General features: G+C 62.7%; 16 protein-coding genes. 1 reads left to right on the top strand and 15 read right to left on the bottom strand.

Annotation, left to right across the window (positions count from 1 at the left end):
- Nucleotides 1-8 precede the first annotated feature (8 nt).
- From ACE3TY_RS01515 to murJ, 9 genes are all read right to left on the bottom strand, one after another.
- A complete protein-coding gene (locus ACE3TY_RS01515; RefSeq protein ID WP_374650234.1) occupies nucleotides 9-302 on the bottom strand; it encodes a DUF2160 domain-containing protein in 294 nt (97 codons plus the stop codon).
- 16 nt (nucleotides 303-318) lie between these two features.
- Complete coding sequence (locus tag ACE3TY_RS01510) at nucleotides 319-1116, bottom strand: carbohydrate ABC transporter permease (protein ID WP_374650368.1); 798 nt, start codon at nucleotides 1114-1116, stop codon at nucleotides 319-321.
- Nucleotides 1116-1979, bottom strand: coding sequence for a carbohydrate ABC transporter permease (locus ACE3TY_RS01505; protein ID WP_374650232.1), 864 nt, complete (start codon nucleotides 1977-1979; stop codon nucleotides 1116-1118). Before ACE3TY_RS01505 ends, ACE3TY_RS01510 begins: the two co-directional genes overlap by 1 nt.
- Nucleotides 1980-1985: 6 nt before the next feature.
- Complete coding sequence (locus ACE3TY_RS01500; RefSeq protein WP_374650230.1) at nucleotides 1986-3056, bottom strand: ABC transporter ATP-binding protein; 1071 nt, start codon at nucleotides 3054-3056, stop codon at nucleotides 1986-1988.
- Nucleotides 3056-4129, bottom strand: coding sequence for an ABC transporter ATP-binding protein (locus ACE3TY_RS01495; protein ID WP_374650228.1), 1074 nt, complete (start codon nucleotides 4127-4129; stop codon nucleotides 3056-3058). Before ACE3TY_RS01495 ends, ACE3TY_RS01500 begins: the two co-directional genes overlap by 1 nt.
- A gap of 98 nt (nucleotides 4130-4227) precedes the next feature.
- A complete protein-coding gene (locus ACE3TY_RS01490) occupies nucleotides 4228-5970 on the bottom strand; it encodes an ABC transporter substrate-binding protein (protein ID WP_374650226.1) in 1743 nt (580 codons plus the stop codon).
- A 107-nt stretch (nucleotides 5971-6077) separates the two neighbouring features.
- A complete protein-coding gene (gene glpD, locus ACE3TY_RS01485; RefSeq protein WP_374650224.1) occupies nucleotides 6078-7616 on the bottom strand; it encodes a glycerol-3-phosphate dehydrogenase in 1539 nt (512 codons plus the stop codon).
- A 271-nt stretch (nucleotides 7617-7887) separates the two neighbouring features.
- Nucleotides 7888-8706, bottom strand: coding sequence for a DeoR/GlpR family DNA-binding transcription regulator (locus tag ACE3TY_RS01480; protein ID WP_374650222.1), 819 nt, complete (start codon nucleotides 8704-8706; stop codon nucleotides 7888-7890).
- Nucleotides 8707-8784: 78 nt separating this feature from the next.
- Complete coding sequence (murJ, locus tag ACE3TY_RS01475; RefSeq protein WP_374650220.1) at nucleotides 8785-10326, bottom strand: murein biosynthesis integral membrane protein MurJ; 1542 nt, start codon at nucleotides 10324-10326, stop codon at nucleotides 8785-8787.
- A gap of 276 nt (nucleotides 10327-10602) precedes the next feature.
- Between murJ and ACE3TY_RS01470 the strand changes: the two genes are divergently transcribed.
- Nucleotides 10603-11625 carry a sulfate ABC transporter substrate-binding protein gene (locus ACE3TY_RS01470; protein WP_374650219.1) on the top strand — a complete coding sequence of 341 codons (1023 nt, stop codon included), beginning with the start codon at nucleotides 10603-10605 and terminating at the stop codon, nucleotides 11623-11625.
- Nucleotides 11626-11709: 84 nt separating this feature from the next.
- On the opposite strand, the gene ACE3TY_RS01465 is transcribed toward ACE3TY_RS01470, so the two are convergent.
- The 6 genes from ACE3TY_RS01465 to ACE3TY_RS01440 form a co-directional block, all read right to left on the bottom strand.
- A complete protein-coding gene (locus ACE3TY_RS01465; protein ID WP_374650217.1) occupies nucleotides 11710-13170 on the bottom strand; it encodes a multicopper oxidase family protein in 1461 nt (486 codons plus the stop codon).
- A 68-nt stretch (nucleotides 13171-13238) separates the two neighbouring features.
- Entirely contained in the window at nucleotides 13239-13586 is a 348-nt protein-coding gene (locus ACE3TY_RS01460; protein WP_374650215.1) for a hypothetical protein, read from the bottom strand.
- Nucleotides 13587-13705: 119 nt separating this feature from the next.
- Nucleotides 13706-16798, bottom strand: a complete 3093-nt coding sequence (locus ACE3TY_RS01455) for an efflux RND transporter permease subunit (RefSeq protein WP_374650213.1) — start codon at nucleotides 16796-16798, stop codon at nucleotides 13706-13708.
- Between the two features lie 10 nt (nucleotides 16799-16808).
- The gene (locus ACE3TY_RS01450; protein ID WP_374650211.1) at nucleotides 16809-17972 is read right to left on the bottom strand and encodes an efflux RND transporter periplasmic adaptor subunit; all 1164 of its coding nucleotides are present in this window, start codon (nucleotides 17970-17972) and stop codon (nucleotides 16809-16811) included.
- Between the two features lie 34 nt (nucleotides 17973-18006).
- Nucleotides 18007-18582, bottom strand: a complete 576-nt coding sequence (locus ACE3TY_RS01445; protein ID WP_374650209.1) for a TetR family transcriptional regulator — start codon at nucleotides 18580-18582, stop codon at nucleotides 18007-18009.
- A 97-nt stretch (nucleotides 18583-18679) separates the two neighbouring features.
- Complete coding sequence (locus ACE3TY_RS01440) at nucleotides 18680-20671, bottom strand: ATP-binding protein (protein WP_374650207.1); 1992 nt, start codon at nucleotides 20669-20671, stop codon at nucleotides 18680-18682.
- Nucleotides 20672-20931 lie beyond the last annotated feature (260 nt).

The following is a 20931-nucleotide window of genomic DNA, read 5'->3' as shown; positions in this document are numbered from 1 at the left end:
AAAGGACGCTATGCCCAGCGGAAGATCACGAATCCGTAGGCCAGCGCCAGGATGAGCGGAATCCAGAGCGGCGTGCCGAAGAAGGCGAGCCAGGCGAGGAAGATGTAGGCGCTGCCCAGCAGCGTGATGAAGAGCCGGTCGCCGCGCGTCGTGTCGAGCCCCAGGATGCCGTGGCGCGGCGCGCCGCCGGGAGCCTTGAATTCCCACACCGTCATGCCGATGAGGCAGGCGACGATGAAGGCGAAGAAGGCCGCGGTCTGCCAGGTCCAGGCCATCCAGGAAATGAGCGAAGTCCCTTCCATTGCGGTTGTCCCTTGCTTAGACGCGTCCCAAGGCGAAACCCTTGGCGATGTAGTTGCGCACGAAATAGATGACGAAGGCGCCGGGCACGATGGTGAGCGTGCCGGCCGCCGCGAGCAGGCCGAGCTCATAGCCCGAGGTGCTGGCGGTGCGTGTCATGGTGGCCACGATCGGCTTGGCCGCGACCGAGGTCAGGGTCTTGGCCAGCAGCATCTCGACCCAGGAGAACATGAAGCAGAAGAAGCAGGCGACGCCGATGCCGGCCGCGATCGTCGGAATGAAGATCTTGATGAAGAAACGGGGGAAAGAATAACCGTCGACATAGGCGGTCTCGTCGAGCTCCTTCGGCACGCCGGACATGAAGCCTTCGAGAATCCACACTGCCAGCGGCACGTTGAAGAGCGTATGCGCCAGCGCCACGGCGATATGCGTGTCGAAGAGGCCGACCGCGGAATAAAGCTGCAGGAACGGGAGCGCGAAGACGGCCGCCGGTGCCATGCGGTTGGTCAGCAGCCAGAAGAACAGATGCTTGTCGCCGAGGAACCGGTAGCGCGAGAAGGCATAGGCCGCCGGCAGTGCCACCGCGACCGACAGGACCGTGTTGGCAACCACATAGATGATCGAGTTGATATAGCCGGAATACCAGGTCGAATCGGTGAAGATCTTGGCGTAATTCTCCAGCGTGAAGTCCTGCGGGAAGAGCGAGAACCCGCCGAGGATTTCGTTCGTCGTCTTGAACGACATCGTCACCAGCCAATAGATCGGCAGCATCAGGAAGAGGATGTAGACGATCGGCAGAAGGGAGCGCTTGCGCATCATTGTGCCTCGTTCCGCATCATGAGGGTATAGAACAGCCAGCTTAAGAGCAGGATGATCAGGAAGTAGATGAGCGACATCGCGCCTGCCGGCCCTAGGTCGAACTGGCCCAGCGCGATCTTGTCGAGATCGATCGAGAGGAAGGTGGTGGCATTGCCCGGCCCGCCGCCGGTCAGCACCTTGACCTCGGTATAGATCATGAAGCTGTCCATGAAGCGCAGCAGGATGGCGATGGTGAGTACGCGCTTCAGCTTGGGCAGCTGGATGTAGCGGAAGACCGCCCAGGCGCTGGCGCCGTCGATCTTGGCGGCACGGTAGTAATCGTCCGGAATCGAGACGAGACCCGCATAGCAGAGCAGCACGACGAGCGACGTCCAGTGCCAGACATCCATCAGCACGGTGGTGAACCAGGCGGTGACCGGCTGGCGCGTGTAATTGTAGTCGAAACCGAGGGAGTTAAGTCCCTTGCCGAGCAGACCGATTTCCGGCAGCGCGAAGATGTTCCACATGGCACCAACGACATTCCAGGGAATGAGCAGCGGCAACGCCATCAGGACGAGGCAGACCGAAACCCAGAAGCCCCTCCTGGGCATCGCCAGGGCGATGATGAGGCCCAGCGGAATTTCGATGGCGAGGATGATGGCGGTGAAGAGGAGCTGGCGCAGCAGCGCATCGTGGAAGCGCGGCGAATTGAGGACCTGCTCGAACCATTGCACGCCGGCCCAGGTGAAGACGTTGTCGCCGAAGGTTTCCTGGACCGAATAATTGACCACCGTCATCAGCGGAATGACGGCATTGAAGGCCACCAGCACCACCACCGGCAGGACCAGGAACCAGGCTTTCTGATTGACTTGCTTATACATGGTTCCTCACTTCACCAGCCAGCCGTCGCTGTAGAGATGCGTATGCCTGGCATCGAAGGCGAGATAGGCACTGCCCGACGGCACGCCGTCTCCTTCCGGAACCAGGACGCGGATCAATTGGCCCTTGTGCCGCGTCTCGACGATGCGGAAGCGGCCGGCATCGGCCACCTTGCCGATATCGACCGGGATGCCGGCCGGCGCGAAGGTCACGAATTCCGGACGCACGCCGATTTCGAGGCGGCCGCCATTGGCCGCCACGGCGCGCGCGTCCTCGATGACATCCAGTTTTTCGCCGAAGAAGGAAATGCCACCATTCTCGCGCGTCGCCGGCAGGACGTTCATGCCGGGTGAGCCGATGAAATGGCCGACGAAAGTGTGTTCGGGCCGCTCGAACAATTCGATCGGCGTTCCCACCTGCACCACTTCGCCATTGTTCATGACGACGACGCGGTCGGCGAAGGTCAGCGCTTCGGTCTGGTCGTGCGTCACATAGATCATGGTACGCTTGACCCGGTGGTGCAGTTCCTTGAGCTTCGAGCGCAGCACCCATTTCAGGTGCGGGTCGATGACGGTGAGCGGTTCGTCGAACATGATGACGTTGACGTCGGAGCGCACCAGGCCGCGGCCCAGCGAAATCTTCTGCTTGCCGTCGGCGGTAAGGCCCGAGGCACGGTTGTTCAGCGACTGGCCAAGATCCAGCATCGCGGCGATGTCGCGGACCCGCCTGTCGATCTCGTCCGCCGGCACATGGCGGTTGCGCAAGGGGAAGGCCAGATTGTCGTAGACGGTCATCGTGTCGTAGATGACCGGGAACTGGAACACCTGGGCGATGTTGCGATCCTCGGGCGTCGCCTGGCTCACATCCTTGGCGTCGAACAGGATGCGGCCCAGCGTCGGCTTCAGCAGGCCGGAGATGAGATTGAGCAAGGTCGTCTTGCCGCAGCCCGACGGCCCCAGCAGGGCGTAGGCACCGCCATCCTGCCAGTCGAGGTTGACTTCCTTGAGCGCCCAGTCTTCCGGCCGCTTCGGTTCGGGCACATAGGAGTGCTTCAGCGCTTCGAGCGTAATGCGCGCCATTATTCGGCACCTCCGACCAGCCGGCCGTCCTCGGCGAAGAGGAAGCTGCGTTCGACATCGATATAGAGACGCGCCGTGACCCCGACGTCGAAGGGATAGACGCCGTGCGATTGCGAAATCCAGGTCGTGCCATTGACATCGAAATGGATGACGGAATCGGAGCCGGTGAGTTCCGCCAGCAGCACCTTGCCCTCGATGGTGGCCGGGTGTGCCGCCTGCTGGAACGGCGTGATGTGATGGGCGCGGATCGACCAGGTGTAGCGACCGTCCGGCAGCCTCGCGAAAGCCGGGCCGATCTGCCAGCCGATGCCGTTGCTGAGTTCGATGCGGCCGCCGGTCTTGGTCACCAGCGCCGTATTGAGCGGCGGATCGGAGAAGACCTCGGCACTGAGATGATCCCTCGGCTGCCGGTAGATGGCGCCGGTCGGGCCGAACTGGGTGACGCGCCCTTCGGACAGGGTCGCGGTGTTGCCGCCAAAAAGCAGCGCCTCGGTCGGTTCGGTGGTGGCGTAGACGACGATGCAGCGGCGGCCGGCGAAAAGGCGCGGCAGCTCGTCGCGCAATTCCTCACGCAGCTTGTAGTCGAGATTGGCGAGCGGCTCGTCGAGCAGCACCAGGTCGCTGTCCTTGACCAGCGCGCGGGCGATGGCGGTGCGCTGCTGCTGGCCGCCGGAGAGTTCGGCGGGGCGGCGCTGCAGCATCGGCGAAAGGCGCAGGAGTTCGCTGACCGCGCCGACGCGCCGCTCGATCTCGGCCCGGTCCATGTTTGCAACCTTGAGCGGCGAGGCGATGTTTTCGTAAACGGAAAGATGGGGGTAGTTGATGAACTGCTGGTAGACCATCGAGACATTGCGCTTCTGGACGGCGACCCCGGTGACATTCGTGCCGCGGAACCAGATCTCGCCCGCACTCGGCCGGTCGAGCCCCGCCATCAGCTGCAGGAGCGTGGTCTTGCCGGCCAGCGTCGTACCGAGCAGCACGTTGAAACTGCCTTCCTCGAGCACCAGGCTGGTCTCGTGGATATGGGTCTCGGCACCCACAACCTTCGTCACATGTCTCAGTTCAAGGGTCATTCAGCTCACTTCGTACTTGGATAACCGACGACCATCGGGGGCAAGGACCGCCCCCGATGGCGCCGTCGATCGTGTCGCCGATCAACTACTGGGATCAGTTACTGGTTTTCCGTCCAGCGCTTGATCAGTTCGTCATAGGCGATGGTTTCGCCTTTCGGCTTCTCGTTGTCGAGCTTGGCATGGGGACCGTTGTCCTTGCCGAGCCATTCCGCCGGGTCCTTCTCCTCGTTGAGGCGCGGACCGCAGCCGCCATAGGTCTTGTTGGCTTCGTCGGCCTGCTGCATGCGGGCCATCACCTGGTCCATCTCGCCGGCGAGACGGTCCATGGCTTCCTGCGGCGTGAACGCACCCGAGTTCACGTCGCCGATATTCTGCCACCAGAGCTGCGCCAGCTTGGGATAGTCAGGCACGTTGACGCCGGTCGGCGACCAGTTGACGCGGTCGGGCGAACGATAGAATTCGACCAGGCCGCCCAGCTTGGGCGCGCGCTCGGTGAAGCTCTCGTGACGCACGGTGCTGTCGCGGATGAAGGTGAGGCCGACATGGCTCTTCTTCACGTCGACCGTCTTCGAGGTGACGAACTGGGCATAGAGCCAGGCCGCCTTCTGGTTCTCGAGCGCGGTCGATTTGAACAGCGTCCAGGAACCGGTATCCTGGTAGCCGAGCTTCTGACCTTCCTTCCAATAGGGCCCGTGCGGCGAGGGCGCCATCCGCCACAGCGGATTGCCGTCGGCATCGACCGTATTGTTGCCCTGATCCTTGGGCGCCACCATCGAAGCGGTGAAGGCGGTATACCAGAAGATCTGCTGGGCGACATTGCCTTGGCTGAGCGCCGGCAGCGACTGATAGAAGTCGTAGTCGGCAGCGCCCGGAGGCGCGTAGTTGCGCAGCCACTCGTCCCATTTGGCGATGGCATAGACCGCCGCCGGGCCGTTGGTTTCGCCACCGCGGCTGACCGAGGCGCCGGCCGGGTTGCACGAACCCTCTTCCATCCGGATACCCCATTCGTCGATGGGACGGCCGTTCGGCAGACCCTTCGAGCCGGCGCCGGCCATGGAGAGCCAGGCGTCCGTCATGCGCCAGCCGAGATCGGGCGCGCGCTTGCCGTAGTCCATGTGGCCGTAGATCTGGACGCCGTCGATTTCCTTCACATCCTTGGTGAAGAATTCGGCGATGTCCTCATAGGCCGACCAGTTGACCGGCACGCCGAGATCATAGCCGTACTTGGCCTTGAACTTTGCCTGCAGGTCCTTGTTGTCGAACCAGTCCTTGCGGAACCAATAGAGGTTCGCGAACTGCTGGTCCGGGAGCTGCCACAGCTTCCCGTCCGGACCCGTCGTGAACGACTTGCCCATGAAATCGTCGATATCGAGGGTCGGGCTGGTGACGTCCTTGCCGTCGCCGGCCATGAAGTCGGTGAGGTTGACGGCCGATTGCAGACGCGAATGCGTGCCGATGAGATCGGAATCATTCACATAGCCGTCATAGAGGCTGCGGTTGGTCTGCATCTGGGTCTGCACCGCCTGCACGACCTCGCCTTCGCCGAGGAGCTGGTGGTTGACCTTGATGCCCGTGATTTCCTCGAAGGCCTTGGTCAGGGTCTTCGATTCATATTCATGCGTCGGAATGGTTTCCGACAGGACGTTGATTTCCATGCCTTTGAAGGGTTCAGCAGCCTTGATGAACCACTCCATTTCCTTCAGCTGCTCGTCCTTGGAGAGCGCCGAAGGCTGGAACTCCGAATCAATCCATTTCTTGGCCGCATCCATATCTGCGAACGCCGGGACACTTCCCATTGCCAGCATCATCGCGGCCAACGACACGGTACGACGGATCGCCATGATCGTTTTCCTCCTCACGTGCGCTTTGAGATCTGCCACCCGGCCAGTGCGCACTTCTCCAGCCGGACGATCCTTGAACGACTTTGCCCCTTCAATGCACCGCGCGATCACGCATGGCTGGCTACAGCCGGTTGCGGATTGCGGGAACGCAGCGATGAGACGAACTCGTCGAGGGCCGATTGCTCGGCCGGTGTCATGTGCAGACCAAGTTTGGACCGGCGCCAGACGATGTCTTCGGCGCTGCGGGCCCATTCCTGATCCATCAGATATTTTACTTCCGCCTCGGTCAAGCTGGGACCGAAGCGGCGGCCGAGATCGGCGGCACTCCTGGCATCGCCCAGGATGCGCTCGGCCCGCGTGCCGTAGGCGCGCACCAGGCGGCGCGCTTCCCTGAGTTCGAGGAACGGGTAGCGCTGCGCCAGGGCGCCCACTTGCGCGGCAAAGGCGTTAACGGGGAAATCGCCGCCGGGCAGGGTCGATCGCGCGGTCCAGGGCGCCCGCATGGCCGGGAAGAAGGGCTGCAGCTTCTCAAGCGCCGCCTCGGCCAGGCGCCGGTAGGTGGTGATCTTGCCGCCGAAGACGGAAAGCAGCGGTGCCTCGGCATCCTTGCGGTCGAGCTTCAGCACATAGTCGCGCGTGGCATCCTGCGCCTTGCTGGCACCGTCATCGTAGAGCGGGCGGATGCCGGCATAGGTCCAACGGATGTTGGCGCGCGTCACCGCGGCCTGGAAATATTCATTGGCGGCGGAGAGCAGATAGTCGGTCTCGGCCTCGGAAATGGCCACTTTGCCGGGTTCGCCCTGATAATCCGCATCGGTCGTGCCGATCAGGGTGAAATCCTGTTCGTAGGGAATGGCAAAGCAGATGCGCCCGTCGGCATTCTGGAAGATATAGGCGCGGTCATGGTCGAACAGCTTCTCGACCACGATATGGCTGCCCTTCACCGTGCGGATCTTGTCCGGCGCGTTCATGCCGACCGCGCCGCCCAGAAAACTGGAAACCCAGGGGCCGGCGGCATTCACCAGAGCGCGCGCCCTGGCCTCGGTAACCTGGCCGTTCTGGTCTTCGAAGCGCAGTTGCCACAGACCGCCTTCGCGCCGCGCGGAAGTGCAGCGGGTCCGCACGTGGATCTCGGCCCCGCGCTCGGCGGCGTCGCGGGCGTTCAAGGCCACCAGCCGCGCATCCTCGACCCAGCAATCGGAATATTCGAAGGCGTGCGTGAAGCCGGGCTTCAATGGCGCCCCGGCATTGTCGTGCCTGAGGTCGATGCTGCGCGTGCCGGGCAGGATCTTGCGGCCGCCCAGATTGTCGTAAAGAAAGAGGCCCAGCCGCACGAACCAGCGCGGCCGCAGACCCTTATGATGCGGCAGGATGAACCGGAGCGGCCAGATGATATGGGGGGCCGCCTTGAGCAGCACCTCGCGCTCGATCAGCGCCTCGCGCACCAGGCGGAACTCGTAATGTTCGAGGTAGCGGAGGCCCCCATGAATGAGCTTGGTCGAGGCGGAGGATGTGCCGCTGGCCAGATCGTTCTGCTCAGCCAGCAGCACCTTGAGGCCGCGGCCGACCGCGTCGCGCGCGATCCCGCAGCCATTGATGCCGCCGCCGATGACAGCCATGTCGAAAATGTCGGCCGTATTGGCCATGACCCGCCATTCCTCCGCTTCCGCTCATGGCCGACCCCCTCCGTCGAGAGGGGCCTTGGCTCACCAGATCCGCCCTTCGGGCGACCCGGCGGCGTCGTCGCGCATGTCCGGTTTCGTTACTTTCGCGATGGATGCTTAAACGAAACCAAACGAAAGACAAGAGAAAATTAACGCGTGATTGCGGTTCGAATCCACATGAATTCGCTGGATAAACGCATGAAACGAACTATTATACTTGCGTTTTTCGCAGATGCGAAAGGCAGCTAAACCGTTAGGCGGGTTCGGATTCTTCCACCGGCTCGTCCACTGGCTCGTCCATCGGGGCGCCTGGCGCCACGGCAACCGTCGTGCCGCTGTGGCGGCAGATTTCGGCGATGGATTCCGGCGGGTTGCGATCTGTGACGAAGATGTTGATCTCGGAAAGATGGCCGATGCGGACCGGCGCCGTGCGGGTGAACTTCATCGAATCGGCCACCAGGATGACGTTGCGCGCATTGGCGATGATTGCCTGCGCCACGCGCACCTCGCGATAATCGAAATCGAGCAGCGAGCCGTCATCGTCGATGGCGGAAACGCCGATCACGGCATAATCGACCTTGAACTGCGACATGAAATCGACCGCCTGCTCGCCGACGATGCCGCCATCGGCGCGGCGCAGCATGCCGCCCGCCACGATCACGTCGATGCGCTGCGAGGGCAGCAGGATGCCGGCCACGTGGATGTTGTTGGTGATGACCAGCAGCCCTTCATGGGCGCGAAGTGCGCGCGCCACCTCTTCCGTCGTCGTGCCGATATTGATGAAGAGCGAGGAGCCGTTGGAGATGAGGCTGGCGGCATGCTCGCCGATGCGGCGCTTCTCGTCGTCCGCGAGATGCCGGCGGGCCTCGTAGGCCACGTTCTCGACGCCCGAGGCCAGGATGGCGCCGCCATGGGTGCGGGTCAGCAGGCGCTGGCCGCACAGATCATTGAGATCCTTGCGGATGGTCTGCGGCGTCACGTCGAACTTGGCGGCCAGCTCCTCGACATTGACCCGACCGTTGAGGCGGGCGAGGCCAAGGATTTCGTTCTGGCGGGGTGTCGGCGTGAACATGGGCGGGTCCGGTTGAACTGGCTGTTGCGGCAGCTTAGTCACTGGCAAGGCCGCCTGCCAATCCAGTTTCGACCGGGATCAGCGTTTGCGCCGCAGATTGCGCAGCTCCGCCACGCTCACGACCCGGAACAGGAGGGAGAGACCCGCAAAGACCAGGGCGGCGAGGGCGATGATGGCGACCAGGGCGACGATCTGCGCCTGGGTCGTGGCCGACTGGCCCGGCCAGAGCCAGAAAATTGCGGCCCAAGTGGCGAAGCCCAAACAGATGCAGCAGAGAGAGAGGCGCGGCAGGGTGCGCTTCGAGCGCTGATCGAGCCGCAGGAATCCACGGCGATAGAGGATCGCCCCCAGCAGGATCGCATTGACCCAGGCCGAGACCATGGCGCCGATGGCGACACCGATATAGCCGTAGGGCAAGGTCAGCGCGAAGCTGATGGCGATGTTGACGGCGACCGAGATCACCGCCTGGCGGAACGGCGTCGTCGTATCCTCGCGCGCGAGGAACGCCGCGGTCAGCGCCTTGTTGGCGACATAGGCGGGAAGGCCCGCCGACATGATCATGAGGGCGATGGAGACGGATAAGGCATCCGCCTGGGTGAAGGCGCCGCGCTGGTAGACGGTGGTGACGATGGGAAGTGCCGCCACGATCAGCCCCACCATCGAGGGCAGCGAGAGCACGAGGCCGAGTTCCAGTGCGCGGTTCTGCATATGCATCGCGGCCTGCGGATCGCCACTGCGGAGCGAGCGCGTGAGCGCCGGCAACAGCACCACGCCGATGGCCGAGCCGATGAGCGCCAGCGGCAATTGGTAGAGGCGGTCGGCATAATAGATGTAGGAGACCGAACCGGGGTGCAATGAGGCGAGGATGGTGGAAACGGCGAGGTTGATCTGCACCACGCTGGCGCCAAAGAGCCCCGGCACCATCAGCTTGAAGAACTGCACGGCATCGGGCGTCAGCCTGGGGAGCGGCAGGCGCAGGCCGAGACCCGCACGGCGGCATGCATTGGCGAGCCACAGGAACTGTATCAGGCCGGCAAGCGTCACCGACCAGGCCAAGGCCTCGCCGACGAAGAGCGCATCACCCTCGATGAACCACATGGTGGCGATGAGGATCGCGTTGAGAATGACCGGGGCTACCGCATTCTCGGCGAATTTATGAAGGCCGTTGAGCATGCCGCCCTGCAGGGCGCAGAGCGACATGAAGACGATGTAGGGAAAAGTGATGCTGGTGAAGAGTACCGCCGCCCGAAACTTCATCGGATCGGCATCGAAGCCTGGGGCGAAGACGTGGATGAGCCAGGGCATCGCCAGCTCCGCGGCCACCAGCACGGCGAGCAAGGCGATAAGAAGCGGCGAGAGTACCTGCTCGGCAAAGCTCCGCGCCCCCGACATGCCGCGTTCGGTGAGGTGCCGCGTGAAGACCGGGACGAAGGCGGCACTGAACGCCCCCTCGGCGAAGATCTGCCGGAGCAGGTTCGGCAGGCGCATGGCGACGATGAAGGCGTCGGCAATCGGCCCCGTGCCGAAAATCTGCGCAATCAGCACCTCGCGCACGAAACCGAGAATGCGGCTCATCAAAGTCATGCCGCCGACGGTGGCGAAGGAACGCAGGGAAAACATCTGGGACGGATACTCTCGGCAGGGTTGGGGCGTCACGAACGGCGGCGTCACGAACGGAGGCGACACGGAATCGCCAAGCAATCAGAGGTGTTTAGCATAGAGCCAATCGATCGCGGGGCGGATTTCGACCCTGCCCCGACATTCCGGCGGCCATAAGAAAAACTTGTGGCCTTTTCAAGCGGAGCTAATTTGTCTACTATATCTATCGAGATTTAGTATTTTCTCTGGCCGGGTTGATCGGAAACCGGTGCATAAGACGCGCCATTGGAGGCTAAGATGTTGATTTCGAGACGTTCTCTTTCGATTGCCGTGGCGCTGGCCACCATCGCCACGACTGTCTTGCCGTTCGTGGCGCGGGCGGAAACCAGCCTGCTCAACGTATCCTACGACCCGACGCGCGAGCTTTATAAGGCGTTCAACGAGGCCTTCGCGGCGCATTGGAAGAAGGAGACCGGCGAGGATCTCAGCATCGAGGCCTCCCATGGCGGGTCGGGCAAACAGGCCCGCGCCGTGATCGACGGACTGGAGGCCGATGTGGTTACCCTGGCTCTCGCCTACGATATCGACGAGATCGCCGCCAAGGGCGGCTTGCTGCCGGCGGATTGGCAGACCCGGCTGCCGCATAATTCATCGCCCTACACCTCGACCATCGTTTTCCTGGTTCGGAAAGGAAATCCGAAGGGCATCCAGGATTGGGGCGATCTGGTGAAGGACGGCGTCGAAGTGATCACACCGAACCCGAAGACCTCGGGCGGTGCGCGCTGGAACTATCTGGCGGCCTGGGGCTGGGCGCTGAAGCAGCCAGGCGGGTCGCCCGAGACGGCCAAGACCTTCGTGCGGGAACTCTTCAAGCATGTGCCGGTGCTGGATTCGGGTGCCCGCGGTGCGACCACGACCTTCGTCCAGCGCGGTATCGGCGACGTGCTGCTGGCCTGGGAGAACGAGGCCTTCCTCGCCGTGAAGGAGCTGGGCCCGGACCAGTTCGACATCGTCGTGCCCAGTATCAGCATTCTCGCCGAACCGCCGGTGGCCATGGTCGACAAGATCGTCGACAAGCACGGCACGCGCAAGGCGGCGGAAGCCTATCTCGACTATCTCTATTCGCCAGAGGGTCAGGAGATCGCCGCCAGGAATTTCTATCGCCCGACCGATCCAACCGTAGCGGCCATCCATGAGAAGGATTTCCCGAAAGTGAACCTCATCACGATCGACGAGGTCTTTGGCGGCTGGAAGAAAGCCCAGCCGGAGCATTTCGGCGATGGCGGAACCTTCGACCAGATCTACCAGCCGGCCAACTGAGCCGAAAGCGGCCGCAATCGGCACAAGACGGGGCCCGGAAGGGCCCCGTTTCGTTTGCGAAGAGTAGAGAAAGCCGGAGACGCCCTAGACGTACGCCACTTCCGTCATCATGCCGGTCGCCATGTGCAGGAGATTGTGGCAGTGCAAGGGCCAGCGGCCGCGATTGTCGGCATCGAAGGCGATGCTCACCGAACCGCCGATGGGCACCAGGACGGTATCGCGCATGGCGCCCTGAAAGGCGCTACCGTCAATACCCACGACCTGGAAATGATGGCCGTGCAGATGCATCGGATGCGCCATCATGCTCTGGTTGACCATCTCGACGATGACGCGCTGGCCCTCGCTCACTTCCAACGGATGATGCTGGCCGAAAATTTCCGAATTGATCGACCAGACATAGGGCGACATGGTGCCGTTGAGGGTGATGCGAAGCCTTGCCGCCGCATCCTTGGCAGCCAGCGGCTGCACCGCTGAAAGCTGGCGTTCGAAATCGACCGAGATCGGGCCGGCCGCCTTCTCTCCCTTCTCCCCGATCTTGGCGATGGGCGCATCCTTCGTCGCCAGGATGAGGCCGGCACGTTCGACGGCACCTTCGCGTTCGGCGAGGATCGGGAAGGCGCCGCCGTCTTTCGGAAGATCGATGACGATGTCCAGGCGCTGTCCCATGGTCATCGGGAAGCGCCGTCCGCTCGAAGGCCGGACGGGGTTACCATCGACCGCGACGACGGTGCCGACGAGACTCCCCAGATCGATGTGAAACGCCGTCGAGGTTGCACCATTGATGAGGCGCAGCCGAACGCGGCCCGCGCGTTCCGTGCGCACCACCAGCGGATCGGCGAGCGTCCGGTCGTTGGCGAGATAGGCGTCGTAATTCACGTCGTTGAGGTCCATGGCCATGCCGGCATCCATGCCGGTGCCATGGTCCATCCCCTCCATATCCATTCCCTCCATATCCGTGCCGCTCATATCCATGCCGGACATGTCATGCCCGGCATGAGACGTGCCGCCGGAGGCACCGAGGTCGGCCAGGATCTCGGCCGGATCGCGGAAGGTGAAGTCGTGCAGCAGGACGACGACCTCCTGCATGTCGGCCTTCAGATCGTCGGCGCCGTGGACGATGAGAGGGGCCGCCATCAGCCGCTGTTCCTGCAGGCCGTGATGCGAGTGCATCCAATGCGTGCCGGTACGGGGAACGAAATCGTAGGCGGCGGTGGCACCCGGCTTGACGAGCGGACGTTCCTTGTCGGCAACACCGTCCTGCAGATATGGCGGCGTCATGCCGTGCCAATGAATGATCGCATCCTCGCCGGCCTCGTTGGCGAGGTCGACCAGGAAACGCTGATCCGGGGCCAGGGTGAGGCCGTGCGTGCCGTCGGGCTGCTGGATACCGAAAACCGAGGCGGCCTTGCCGTTCACCTCCAGCGACCGCCGGGTGATGGCAAGCTTGAGGGGCGCGGCCGCCAGAGGCAGGCGCGGCAGCGTCGCGATGGTTGCAAGAGCGGCGCCGCCGCCCAGCAGGACGCGGCGCGAGATGGATAGAGACATAGGTCATTCCCATAGAACGAGACGAAAAAACGCGCCGGCCATTTGCGGACCGCGCGGATGAGGCCGCGTCAGACGAGAATTCTCGGCGGCCTGAGGTCGGGGCCGGATTCGATGCCGATATCAGCCAAGAAAGAGGCCGGCCGCAACAGCGGCTTGATCATCGGCTGCGGGCGGTATCCCGCCATCGGCAGGATGCCCTGCCCCAGCATCGGGCAATGACCGGTGATGCAACAGGAAAAGTCGGCCTGCTTGTTCGTCTGCTTGGGCGCGTGATGCTCGCAGTCGGCCGGCTGGGTCATGCTCAAGCCGTGGTGCGCGCTCTCAACCGGCTGGATGGCGGCCACCGCCTGCGGCACCGCCAGAAACAGGCCGCCCAGCAAAGAAAGCGTCAGCAATGTCGCGAACAGTTTGCGCAAGATCGTTGCCAGTTCAGAATCCTCGCCAGTCGATGAACTGCCATCGGCCCCTAGCATATAGATAGAAAAACGGCCGAGGCAAGGTGTGCCCCGGCCGTTTTGCCGATTATACCGCCGACCTAGCCCTCGATCGTGGCGGGATAGACGGGTCCTTCATGCGCGGACTGATGTTCCGGCTTGTCGTCCTGCTTCTTCCTGGCATGGTTCGACGCCAGGAAGGTGTAGAAGACCGGCAGGACGAACAGCGTGAACAAAGTGCCGACACTCATGCCGGCCACGATGACGATCGCGATCGACATGCGGCTGGCCGCACCAGCACCGCTGGCGAACATCAGCGGGATGAGGCCGGCGACCATCGCCGCCGTCGTCATCAGCACGGGCCGCAGCCGCAGGCCGGCGGCGATCTCGACCGCCTCCAGCTTGCTCTTGCCGAACTTCTCCTGCTGCTCCTTGGCCACTTCGCAGATAAGGATGCCGTGCTTGGTGATGAGGCCGACAAGCGTCACGAGACCGACCTGGCTGTAGATGTTCATGGTCGAATAGCCGAGCGCCAGCGGGATGAGCGCCCCGCAGACCGAGAGCGGCACGCTGATCATGATGACGATCGGGTCGCGCAGGCTTTCGAACTGCGCCGCCAGCACCAGATAGATGATGGCGATGGCGAAAGCCAAGGTGAAGTAGAAGGCGCTTCCTTCCTGAATGTACTGGCGCGACTGGCCGGCATAGTCGACCGTGAAGCCTTCGGGCAGGACTTCGGCCGCGATCTCATCCATCTTGGCCAACGCGTCGCCAAGGGTCGACATCATGACGGCCTGGATCGTCACGGCATTCTGCTGGTTGAACTGGTTGAGCGCGATCGGCTGCACTTCCTGGCGCAGACTGACCAGGCTGCCCAGCGGAATGGTGTCGCCGCTCGCCGTCTTGACATAGAAATCGCCGAGCCTGGCGGGATCGAGGCGATCGATACGCGCCACCTGCGGGATGACCTGATAGCTCTTGTTGTAGAGATTCATCAGGTTCACGTAGTTGCCGCCGGTCATCGTGGCCAATGTCTGCGCGATTTCGGCCATGGTCACGCCATAGGCGGCGGCCTTGTCGCGGTCGATTTCGACGATCGTCTGCGGCTTCTCGAACTTCAGGTCGGTGTCGGAATAGAAGATCACCATGCCGCTCGCCTTCAACCGCTCCATGAAGCGGCCCACCACATCGTTCAATGTGCGGTAATCGGCGGTGGTATTGATGACATACTGGATCGGCACGCCATCGGCACCCGGCAGGGAGGGCACCGGAAAGACCGCGGCGTTGATGCCGGAGATGGCGCCGAGCAGCCCGGTGAGATCCTGCAGCACGGCGGCCTGATCGCGGACGCGTTCGGTCCAGGTTTTCAGCACCGCGACGCCGAAGCCCTGATTGGTGCCGTCGGTACCGTTGATGGTGAAGAAGCCGCTGATCTCGGGGATTTTCTGGACGCTCTGCTTCATCGCGTCGCCATAGCGGTCCATATAGTCAAGGTTGGCATCGGTCGGGCCCGAATAGGCCATGAAGCCGGCCCCCTGATCCTCGGTCGGCGCCAGTTCGCGCTGGATCACCTGGAACAGCATGAAGAGGACGCCCGAAACGATGAACGCGAAGACAATCGTGGCCGCCCGGTCGCGCAAGGAGGCGTGCAGCAGGCGCAGATAGAAACGGCGCAGCGCGTCGAAGGTGACGTCGATCCGGTGCGCCAGTCCGCGCTTGTTCGAATCGTGCTTCAATAGCTTCGAACACATCATCGGCGACAAGGTGAGCGCGATGATTCCGGAAACGATGACGGCACCGGCCAGGGTCAGCGCGAACTCCTTGAACAGCGCGCCGGTGAGGCCCGACATGAAGGCGATCGGAGCATAGACGGCAGCCAGCGTTATGGTCATCGAGATGACCGGGCCAGCGATTTCGCGCGTGCCCACCAGCGATGCCTGGAATGGCGACAGGCCCTCCTCGATATGCCGGTGGACGTTTTCCACCACGACAATCGCATCGTCGACGACGAGGCCGATGGCGAGCACCATGGCCAGCAGGGTCAGGAGATTGATGGAGAAACCCAGGATCAGCAGGAAGAGACAGACGCCGACCAGCGACAGCGGCATGGTGACGAGCGGAATGAGGACCGAGCGCATCGATCCCATGAAGAGAAAGATGACGACCATGACGATGAGCGCCGCTTCGCCGATCGTCTTCATCACTTCCTCGATCGAGGCGCGGATGAAGATCGTCGAATCGTAGGCGACCTGCATCTTCATGCCGGCGGGAAGATTGGTCTCCAAGCTTGGAATCATTTCACGAACATCGTCGATGACGGTCAGCGGGTTGGCATCGGGCGTCGTCTTGATGCCGATGAAGACCGCCTTGTCGCCGTTGACGAACACCGAGGTATCGGTGCTTTCCGGGCCAAGCTGAATATTGGCGATGTCCGACATGCGGACCAGCTGCGTGCCTTCGTTGCGCACGACCAGCTCGCGGAATTGTTCCTCGCTGCGCAGATCGGTGCGCGCGGTGGTGCCGACGACATCGAAATAGCCCTTGGCGCTGCCGGCAGCAGCCAGATAGTTGTTGGCTTCGATCGCGGCGACGACCTCGGCCGCGGAGATGCTGTGCTGCGCCATCTTGATCGGATCGAGCCAGATGCGCATGGCGAATTTCTGGCCGCCCAGCAATTCCGGATCGGCGACGCCGGGCACGGTCGAGAGCTTCGGCTGGATCACGCGGCTGACATAGTCGGTGATCTGGCCCGGGCTCATCTGGTCGCTGGAGAAGGCCAGGTACATGGAAGCGAACTGATCACCGGTGGACTTCACGATGACCGGGTCGTTGATGCCGCGCGGCAGCACGGAGCGGGTCTGGTTGACCTTGGCCGTCACGGCGGTCATCGCCGCGTCGGGGTCTTCGTTGAGGCGCACATGCACCGTCACCACGCTGGTGCCGGCATAGGAACGCGAGACCAGATAGTCGATGCCGTCCGCCGTCGCCACCGCCTTCTGGATCGGGTCGGTGATGAAGCCCTGCATCAGGTCGGCGTCGGCGCCCGGAAAGGTCGTCGTGACCGAGATCGTCGTGTTGAACAGCTCCGGATACTGGCGGACCTGCAGCGAAAAGATCGATTGCAGCCCCAGGAGCAGAATGAGGAGGCTGATGACGGTCGCCAGGACCGGCCGCTTGATGAAGATATCGAACATGATTGCGGCCTCACTCCACCGGCACTTCTTCGGGCACCACCAACGTTTCGTCCTTGACGATGGCAACGCGCGTGCCGGAATCGAGCTTCAACTGGCCCGACGTCACGACCACTTCGTCCGCCTTCAAGCCCTCTTCGATGAGGACCACGCCGTTGCGCCGCTCGCCGCTCTTGACGATCCGGCGCTCGACGGTGGTGACAGCCTCGCCCGTCTCCGCCTTGCCTTCCTTGGCGATATAGACGAAGTCGCCATAAAGGCTGTAGCTGATCGCGGTCTGCGGCACGACCACGACCTGCATGCGCGTGGGCAGCAGGATCGCGAGCTTCGCGAACATGCCGGGACGCAGCAATCCTTGTGGATTGTCGAACGAGCCCTGCACTTCGACCATGCCGGTTTCCTGGTTGATGAGCGGCTCGATGGCCGAGATCGTGCCGTCGAACGAGCTGACCGGATAGGCATCGGTCGACATGCGGATCGCCTGGCCCACCTTGAGATCGGACAGGTCCTTCTGCGAGACGCTGAAATTGACCAGCATCTTGCTCAGATCCTGGATGTTGACGATCGGATTGCCGGCATCGAGATACTGGCCGACATTGACCTTGCGGATACCGAGCACGCCGTTGAAGGGAGCGCCGATCACCTTCTTTTCGATCTGGGCGGAGAGGGCCGCCACTTCGGCCGAGGCAACTTCATATTGCGACTGGCGCTGCTCAAGGGTCGCCTTCGAGATGTTGTCGGTGCTGCGCAGCGACTGGCCGCGCTCCAGATCGGCCCTGGCAAGTTTCAGCGAGGCCTGCGCGCTCGCCAGATTGGCGCGTTCGACATCGGCATCGAGCTGCACCAGAACCTGGCCTTGGCCTACCTTTTCGCCGGATTCGAATTTGATCTGCTGGACCAGGCCGGCGACCGACGTGGTCACATCGACACCGCGATTGGCCTCCAGGACACCGATGGCGGACACTTCGATGCCCCAATCCTGCGATTCGGCCGGCTGCGCCGTCACGTTGACGACCGGCACCGGCGCGTTGAGCATCGCTGCCTGCATCGCCGCGAAACCGGAAAAGATCTTGAAGAAGACTCCGCCGAAGATAGCCACGCTGCCGATCAGCATGAACAGCATCTTCCAGCTGAAAATGCTGCGCAGGATCGCTTTGGTCGGGGATGGAGCGTTCATGTCGGTCTCCTGGCTCTCGTCTTGTCTTTTCTTGTTATCGGGCGGAATGATGAATCTTGGGCGGCATGTCGACCGCACCTTCCTCGCTCAACAGTTCCAGCGCTTTCTCGCGGATGGCGAGGCGGCGCGTTTCGTCGATCACCGGCGACCCCACCAGGCGGTGCAGCCACAGGCCATCCATGGCGAGCGCCACCAGCAGGGCCATGCTTGGATCCTGCGAATCCGCGGTGAGGCGGCGAAAGGCGGTGTCGATCGTGCCTTCCAGAGGTTCGAGCAGGCTGGGATTGGTGGCGATCGCCGCCAGCAGCGCGCAGCCGGCCGGATCCGTGGTCGGCGCCGCCGGATCGAAGGACGTCTCGACCAGGGCACGCGCCCAGCGGTTGGGTCCCGGCGTCAACTGGTCGTAATGGGATTGCTGCAGGCTTTCGCACTGCCCGGCCAGACGCGCCACCATGCCCTGGATGAGCGCTTCCTTGCTCTTGAAATGATAGAGCACGCCGCCCTTGCTGATGCCGGCCACGCGCGCCGCTTCGTCAAGGGTGAGCGCCGATACCCCTTGCGCACGCACCACGCTCAGGGCGGCATCGATGATCTGTTCTCGAGTGCTCATGAATGAAATTGGACTAGCCGGTTCAGTCTGCTGCGGCGCGCAAACTATACCGTCCAGACGGTACAGTAAAGTCGGATTCAGTTAAGATTGCCGCCCATCACGACAAGGCGCATGAATTCCTTAGATTTATCGGGCGCGTATCGGCCCCTTCGCGGATCGGCAGCGAGACCCTGACCGTGGTTCCCCGGCCAAGCTCGCTGTGGACCTCCAGGCGTCCATTGTGCAGCTCCGCTATCGCCCGGGCGATCGGCAGGCCGAGCCCGGTTCCCTCATAGCGCCGCTCCAGTCCGGCATCCAGCTGGCTGAACGCTTCGAGCGCCCTGACGATATCGGTACTGGCCATGCCGGCGCCGGTATCGCTCACTTCGATATAGGCGAAGCCCAAAGCCACCCCGCAGCGCAGGCGGACGGTGCCGCCCTTCGGGGTGAATTTTATCGCATTGGATAGCAGGTTCTTGACCATCTGAACGACCCGGTTCTGGTCCAGCTCGAGCATGGGCAGCGGATCGATATCGAGGACGAGATGCTGTTCCTTCTGCCTTGCCTTGTCGGCATAGCAGCGGGCGCAATGCACGAGCAGTTCTGCAAGGTCCGTCTCCCGCCGTTCGAGGTTCATGGCGCCGATGTCGATGCGCGACATATCGAGAATATCGTTGATGATCTCAAGCAGGTGATGGCCGCTTTCATTGATATCGCGGGCGTACTCGCGGTATCTGCTGCCATTGACGGACTCGCGCAGGATAAGCTCGCTGAAGCCGATAACGGCGTTCAACGGCGTCCTCAGCTCATGGCCGATATTGGCCAGGAACTGGGATTTCGCCCGGTTCGCCGTTTCGGCGAGATCCCTGGCGCATCGAAGTTCCGCCTCAAGCTGGGCGCGCGCGATGGCGTTGTCGCGCATTTCGCCAACCGCCGCGGTCATATCTTCTATCTCATTGTGTCCGACCGCCTTCGGAATGGCTGCCGTGTAGTCGCCGCGCGCGAAGCTCCGCGTCGCATGCGTCATCAGCCTGACCGGATCGAAAATGCGGCGCTTCACCAGATAGATCGCACCGATTGCGGATATGACGACGAAGACACCGAGAAGGGCTACCAGGACGATGATGTTGAGCGTGCGCCAGAAAGCCTCGTCGCGGAGCCGCGCCGTGGCCAGGCCGGCCCGCACCTCCAGCGACCGGAAACCGTCGATAGCGTGGCTCGCCGCCGCGAACCAGGCGGCGGAATCCACCGGATATGCCTGCCCGGCGAGCCCGGCGGCGATCACGGAGCGGCGCAGCTCCTCGAACTGGATGAAATAGCCGTTGCTGGCGGCCCGCGCCGTTTCGGGCAGGCCGGGCTCGGCGCTGACGGCATCGGCCAGCAGGGAGGCCATCTGCCAGGCAAACTGCGTCTCGCCGCGATTGTGCTGCAGCCTCTCGTTGCTCGCGAAATCGATCGCGGACCCGGATGCGATCAGCATGCCGATCATCGCCCGCTCGCGGCCGGCATGTTCGGCGACGCTCCATGCGAAATAGCTGAGCATCTGCAGATCCTGGAACGTCGTATCGCTCGAGCCGGCATTCCGCAGCAAGGCCAATCGAACGTTCTGCCAGGCCTCGATCAGCTCCGTCATGGCGGCGATCCAGGCATCGCCCGACAAAGTGGCTTCCTGCGTGGATTCCCGCGCGGCCCTCTGCGTCTCACCGCCCGCGGACAGCAGGTCATCCACTTCCTTGCGGATATCCTGGATCCCGGCATAGGCGATCCGCGCCTTGCCCAGGCGGGCCAGCAGCCCTGTTGCCGCCGGATCCTGCCCCAGCCCATGAAGGACTTCCTCGATCGCCGGATCGATCTCGCTCCGCAGACGCATTATCTCCCCCGCCTCAGCCGCACTCGCATGTCCAGGGTCGGACAGAATCGCGGCCGTGATGCCGCGTTCGCGCGCCAGGGCGGAAATGGCGGTCCCGAGACGGCTGTCGAAGCGGATGAGTTTGTTGGCGTGGCGATATTCCTGCCACAGAGGAAGGACCATGACGGCGACCGCCACGAAAGAGATGGCAATCGGAACGCCGGTTGCCAACGTCACCATTGAGCGCAGGGAAAGTCGCATGCGGCAAATCCTCTACGGGCGATTGACGTTCATCCCTTGCCAGCGCGAACGAACGAGACGATGCGCATGTTCATTCGACGAACTGCATTGTACCGAGCGAGGTGACATGGAACCTCAACTTCCCATCGGAAACATACGATTCAAGAATCGCCAGCCAAGCCATTTAAGATGTATTTTGTTTGCATGTTAATGCGGCATAGAGTCAGGTTAACAGGCGCTTAATTTCCTGCCGGCGCCGACAATTCACAGATGATCCATGT

The organism is Dongia sp. (assembly GCF_041918875.1).
Lineage (GTDB): Bacteria > Pseudomonadota > Alphaproteobacteria > Dongiales > Dongiaceae > Dongia.
Note: the sequence above shows the minus strand (reverse complement) of the source record. Positions and strands in the feature narration are given on the sequence as shown.

Bases quoted from the DNA above. Each gene is read 5' to 3' on its own strand.
- ACE3TY_RS01515 (WP_374650234.1), bottom strand. From the start codon at position 302: ATGGAAGGGACTTCGCTCATTTCCTGGATGGCCTGGACCTGGCAGACC.
- ACE3TY_RS01510 (WP_374650368.1), bottom strand. From the start codon at position 1,116: ATGCGCAAGCGCTCCCTTCTGCCGATCGTCTACATCCTCTTCCTGATG.
- ACE3TY_RS01505 (WP_374650232.1), bottom strand. From the start codon at position 1,979: ATGTATAAGCAAGTCAATCAGAAAGCCTGGTTCCTGGTCCTGCCGGTG.
- ACE3TY_RS01500 (WP_374650230.1), bottom strand. From the start codon at position 3,056: ATGGCGCGCATTACGCTCGAAGCGCTGAAGCACTCCTATGTGCCCGAA.
- ACE3TY_RS01495 (WP_374650228.1), bottom strand. From the start codon at position 4,129: ATGACCCTTGAACTGAGACATGTGACGAAGGTTGTGGGTGCCGAGACC.
- ACE3TY_RS01490 (WP_374650226.1), bottom strand. From the start codon at position 5,970: ATGGCGATCCGTCGTACCGTGTCGTTGGCCGCGATGATGCTGGCAATG.
- glpD (WP_374650224.1), bottom strand. From the start codon at position 7,616: ATGGCCAATACGGCCGACATTTTCGACATGGCTGTCATCGGCGGCGGC.
- ACE3TY_RS01480 (WP_374650222.1), bottom strand. From the start codon at position 8,706: ATGTTCACGCCGACACCCCGCCAGAACGAAATCCTTGGCCTCGCCCGC.
- murJ (WP_374650220.1), bottom strand. From the start codon at position 10,326: ATGTTTTCCCTGCGTTCCTTCGCCACCGTCGGCGGCATGACTTTGATG.
- ACE3TY_RS01470 (WP_374650219.1), top strand. From the start codon at position 10,603: ATGTTGATTTCGAGACGTTCTCTTTCGATTGCCGTGGCGCTGGCCACC.
- ACE3TY_RS01465 (WP_374650217.1), bottom strand. From the start codon at position 13,170: ATGTCTCTATCCATCTCGCGCCGCGTCCTGCTGGGCGGCGGCGCCGCT.
- ACE3TY_RS01455 (WP_374650213.1), bottom strand. From the start codon at position 16,798: ATGTTCGATATCTTCATCAAGCGGCCGGTCCTGGCGACCGTCATCAGC.
- ACE3TY_RS01450 (WP_374650211.1), bottom strand. From the start codon at position 17,972: ATGAACGCTCCATCCCCGACCAAAGCGATCCTGCGCAGCATTTTCAGC.
- ACE3TY_RS01445 (WP_374650209.1), bottom strand. From the start codon at position 18,582: ATGAGCACTCGAGAACAGATCATCGATGCCGCCCTGAGCGTGGTGCGT.
- ACE3TY_RS01440 (WP_374650207.1), bottom strand. From the start codon at position 20,671: ATGCGACTTTCCCTGCGCTCAATGGTGACGTTGGCAACCGGCGTTCCG.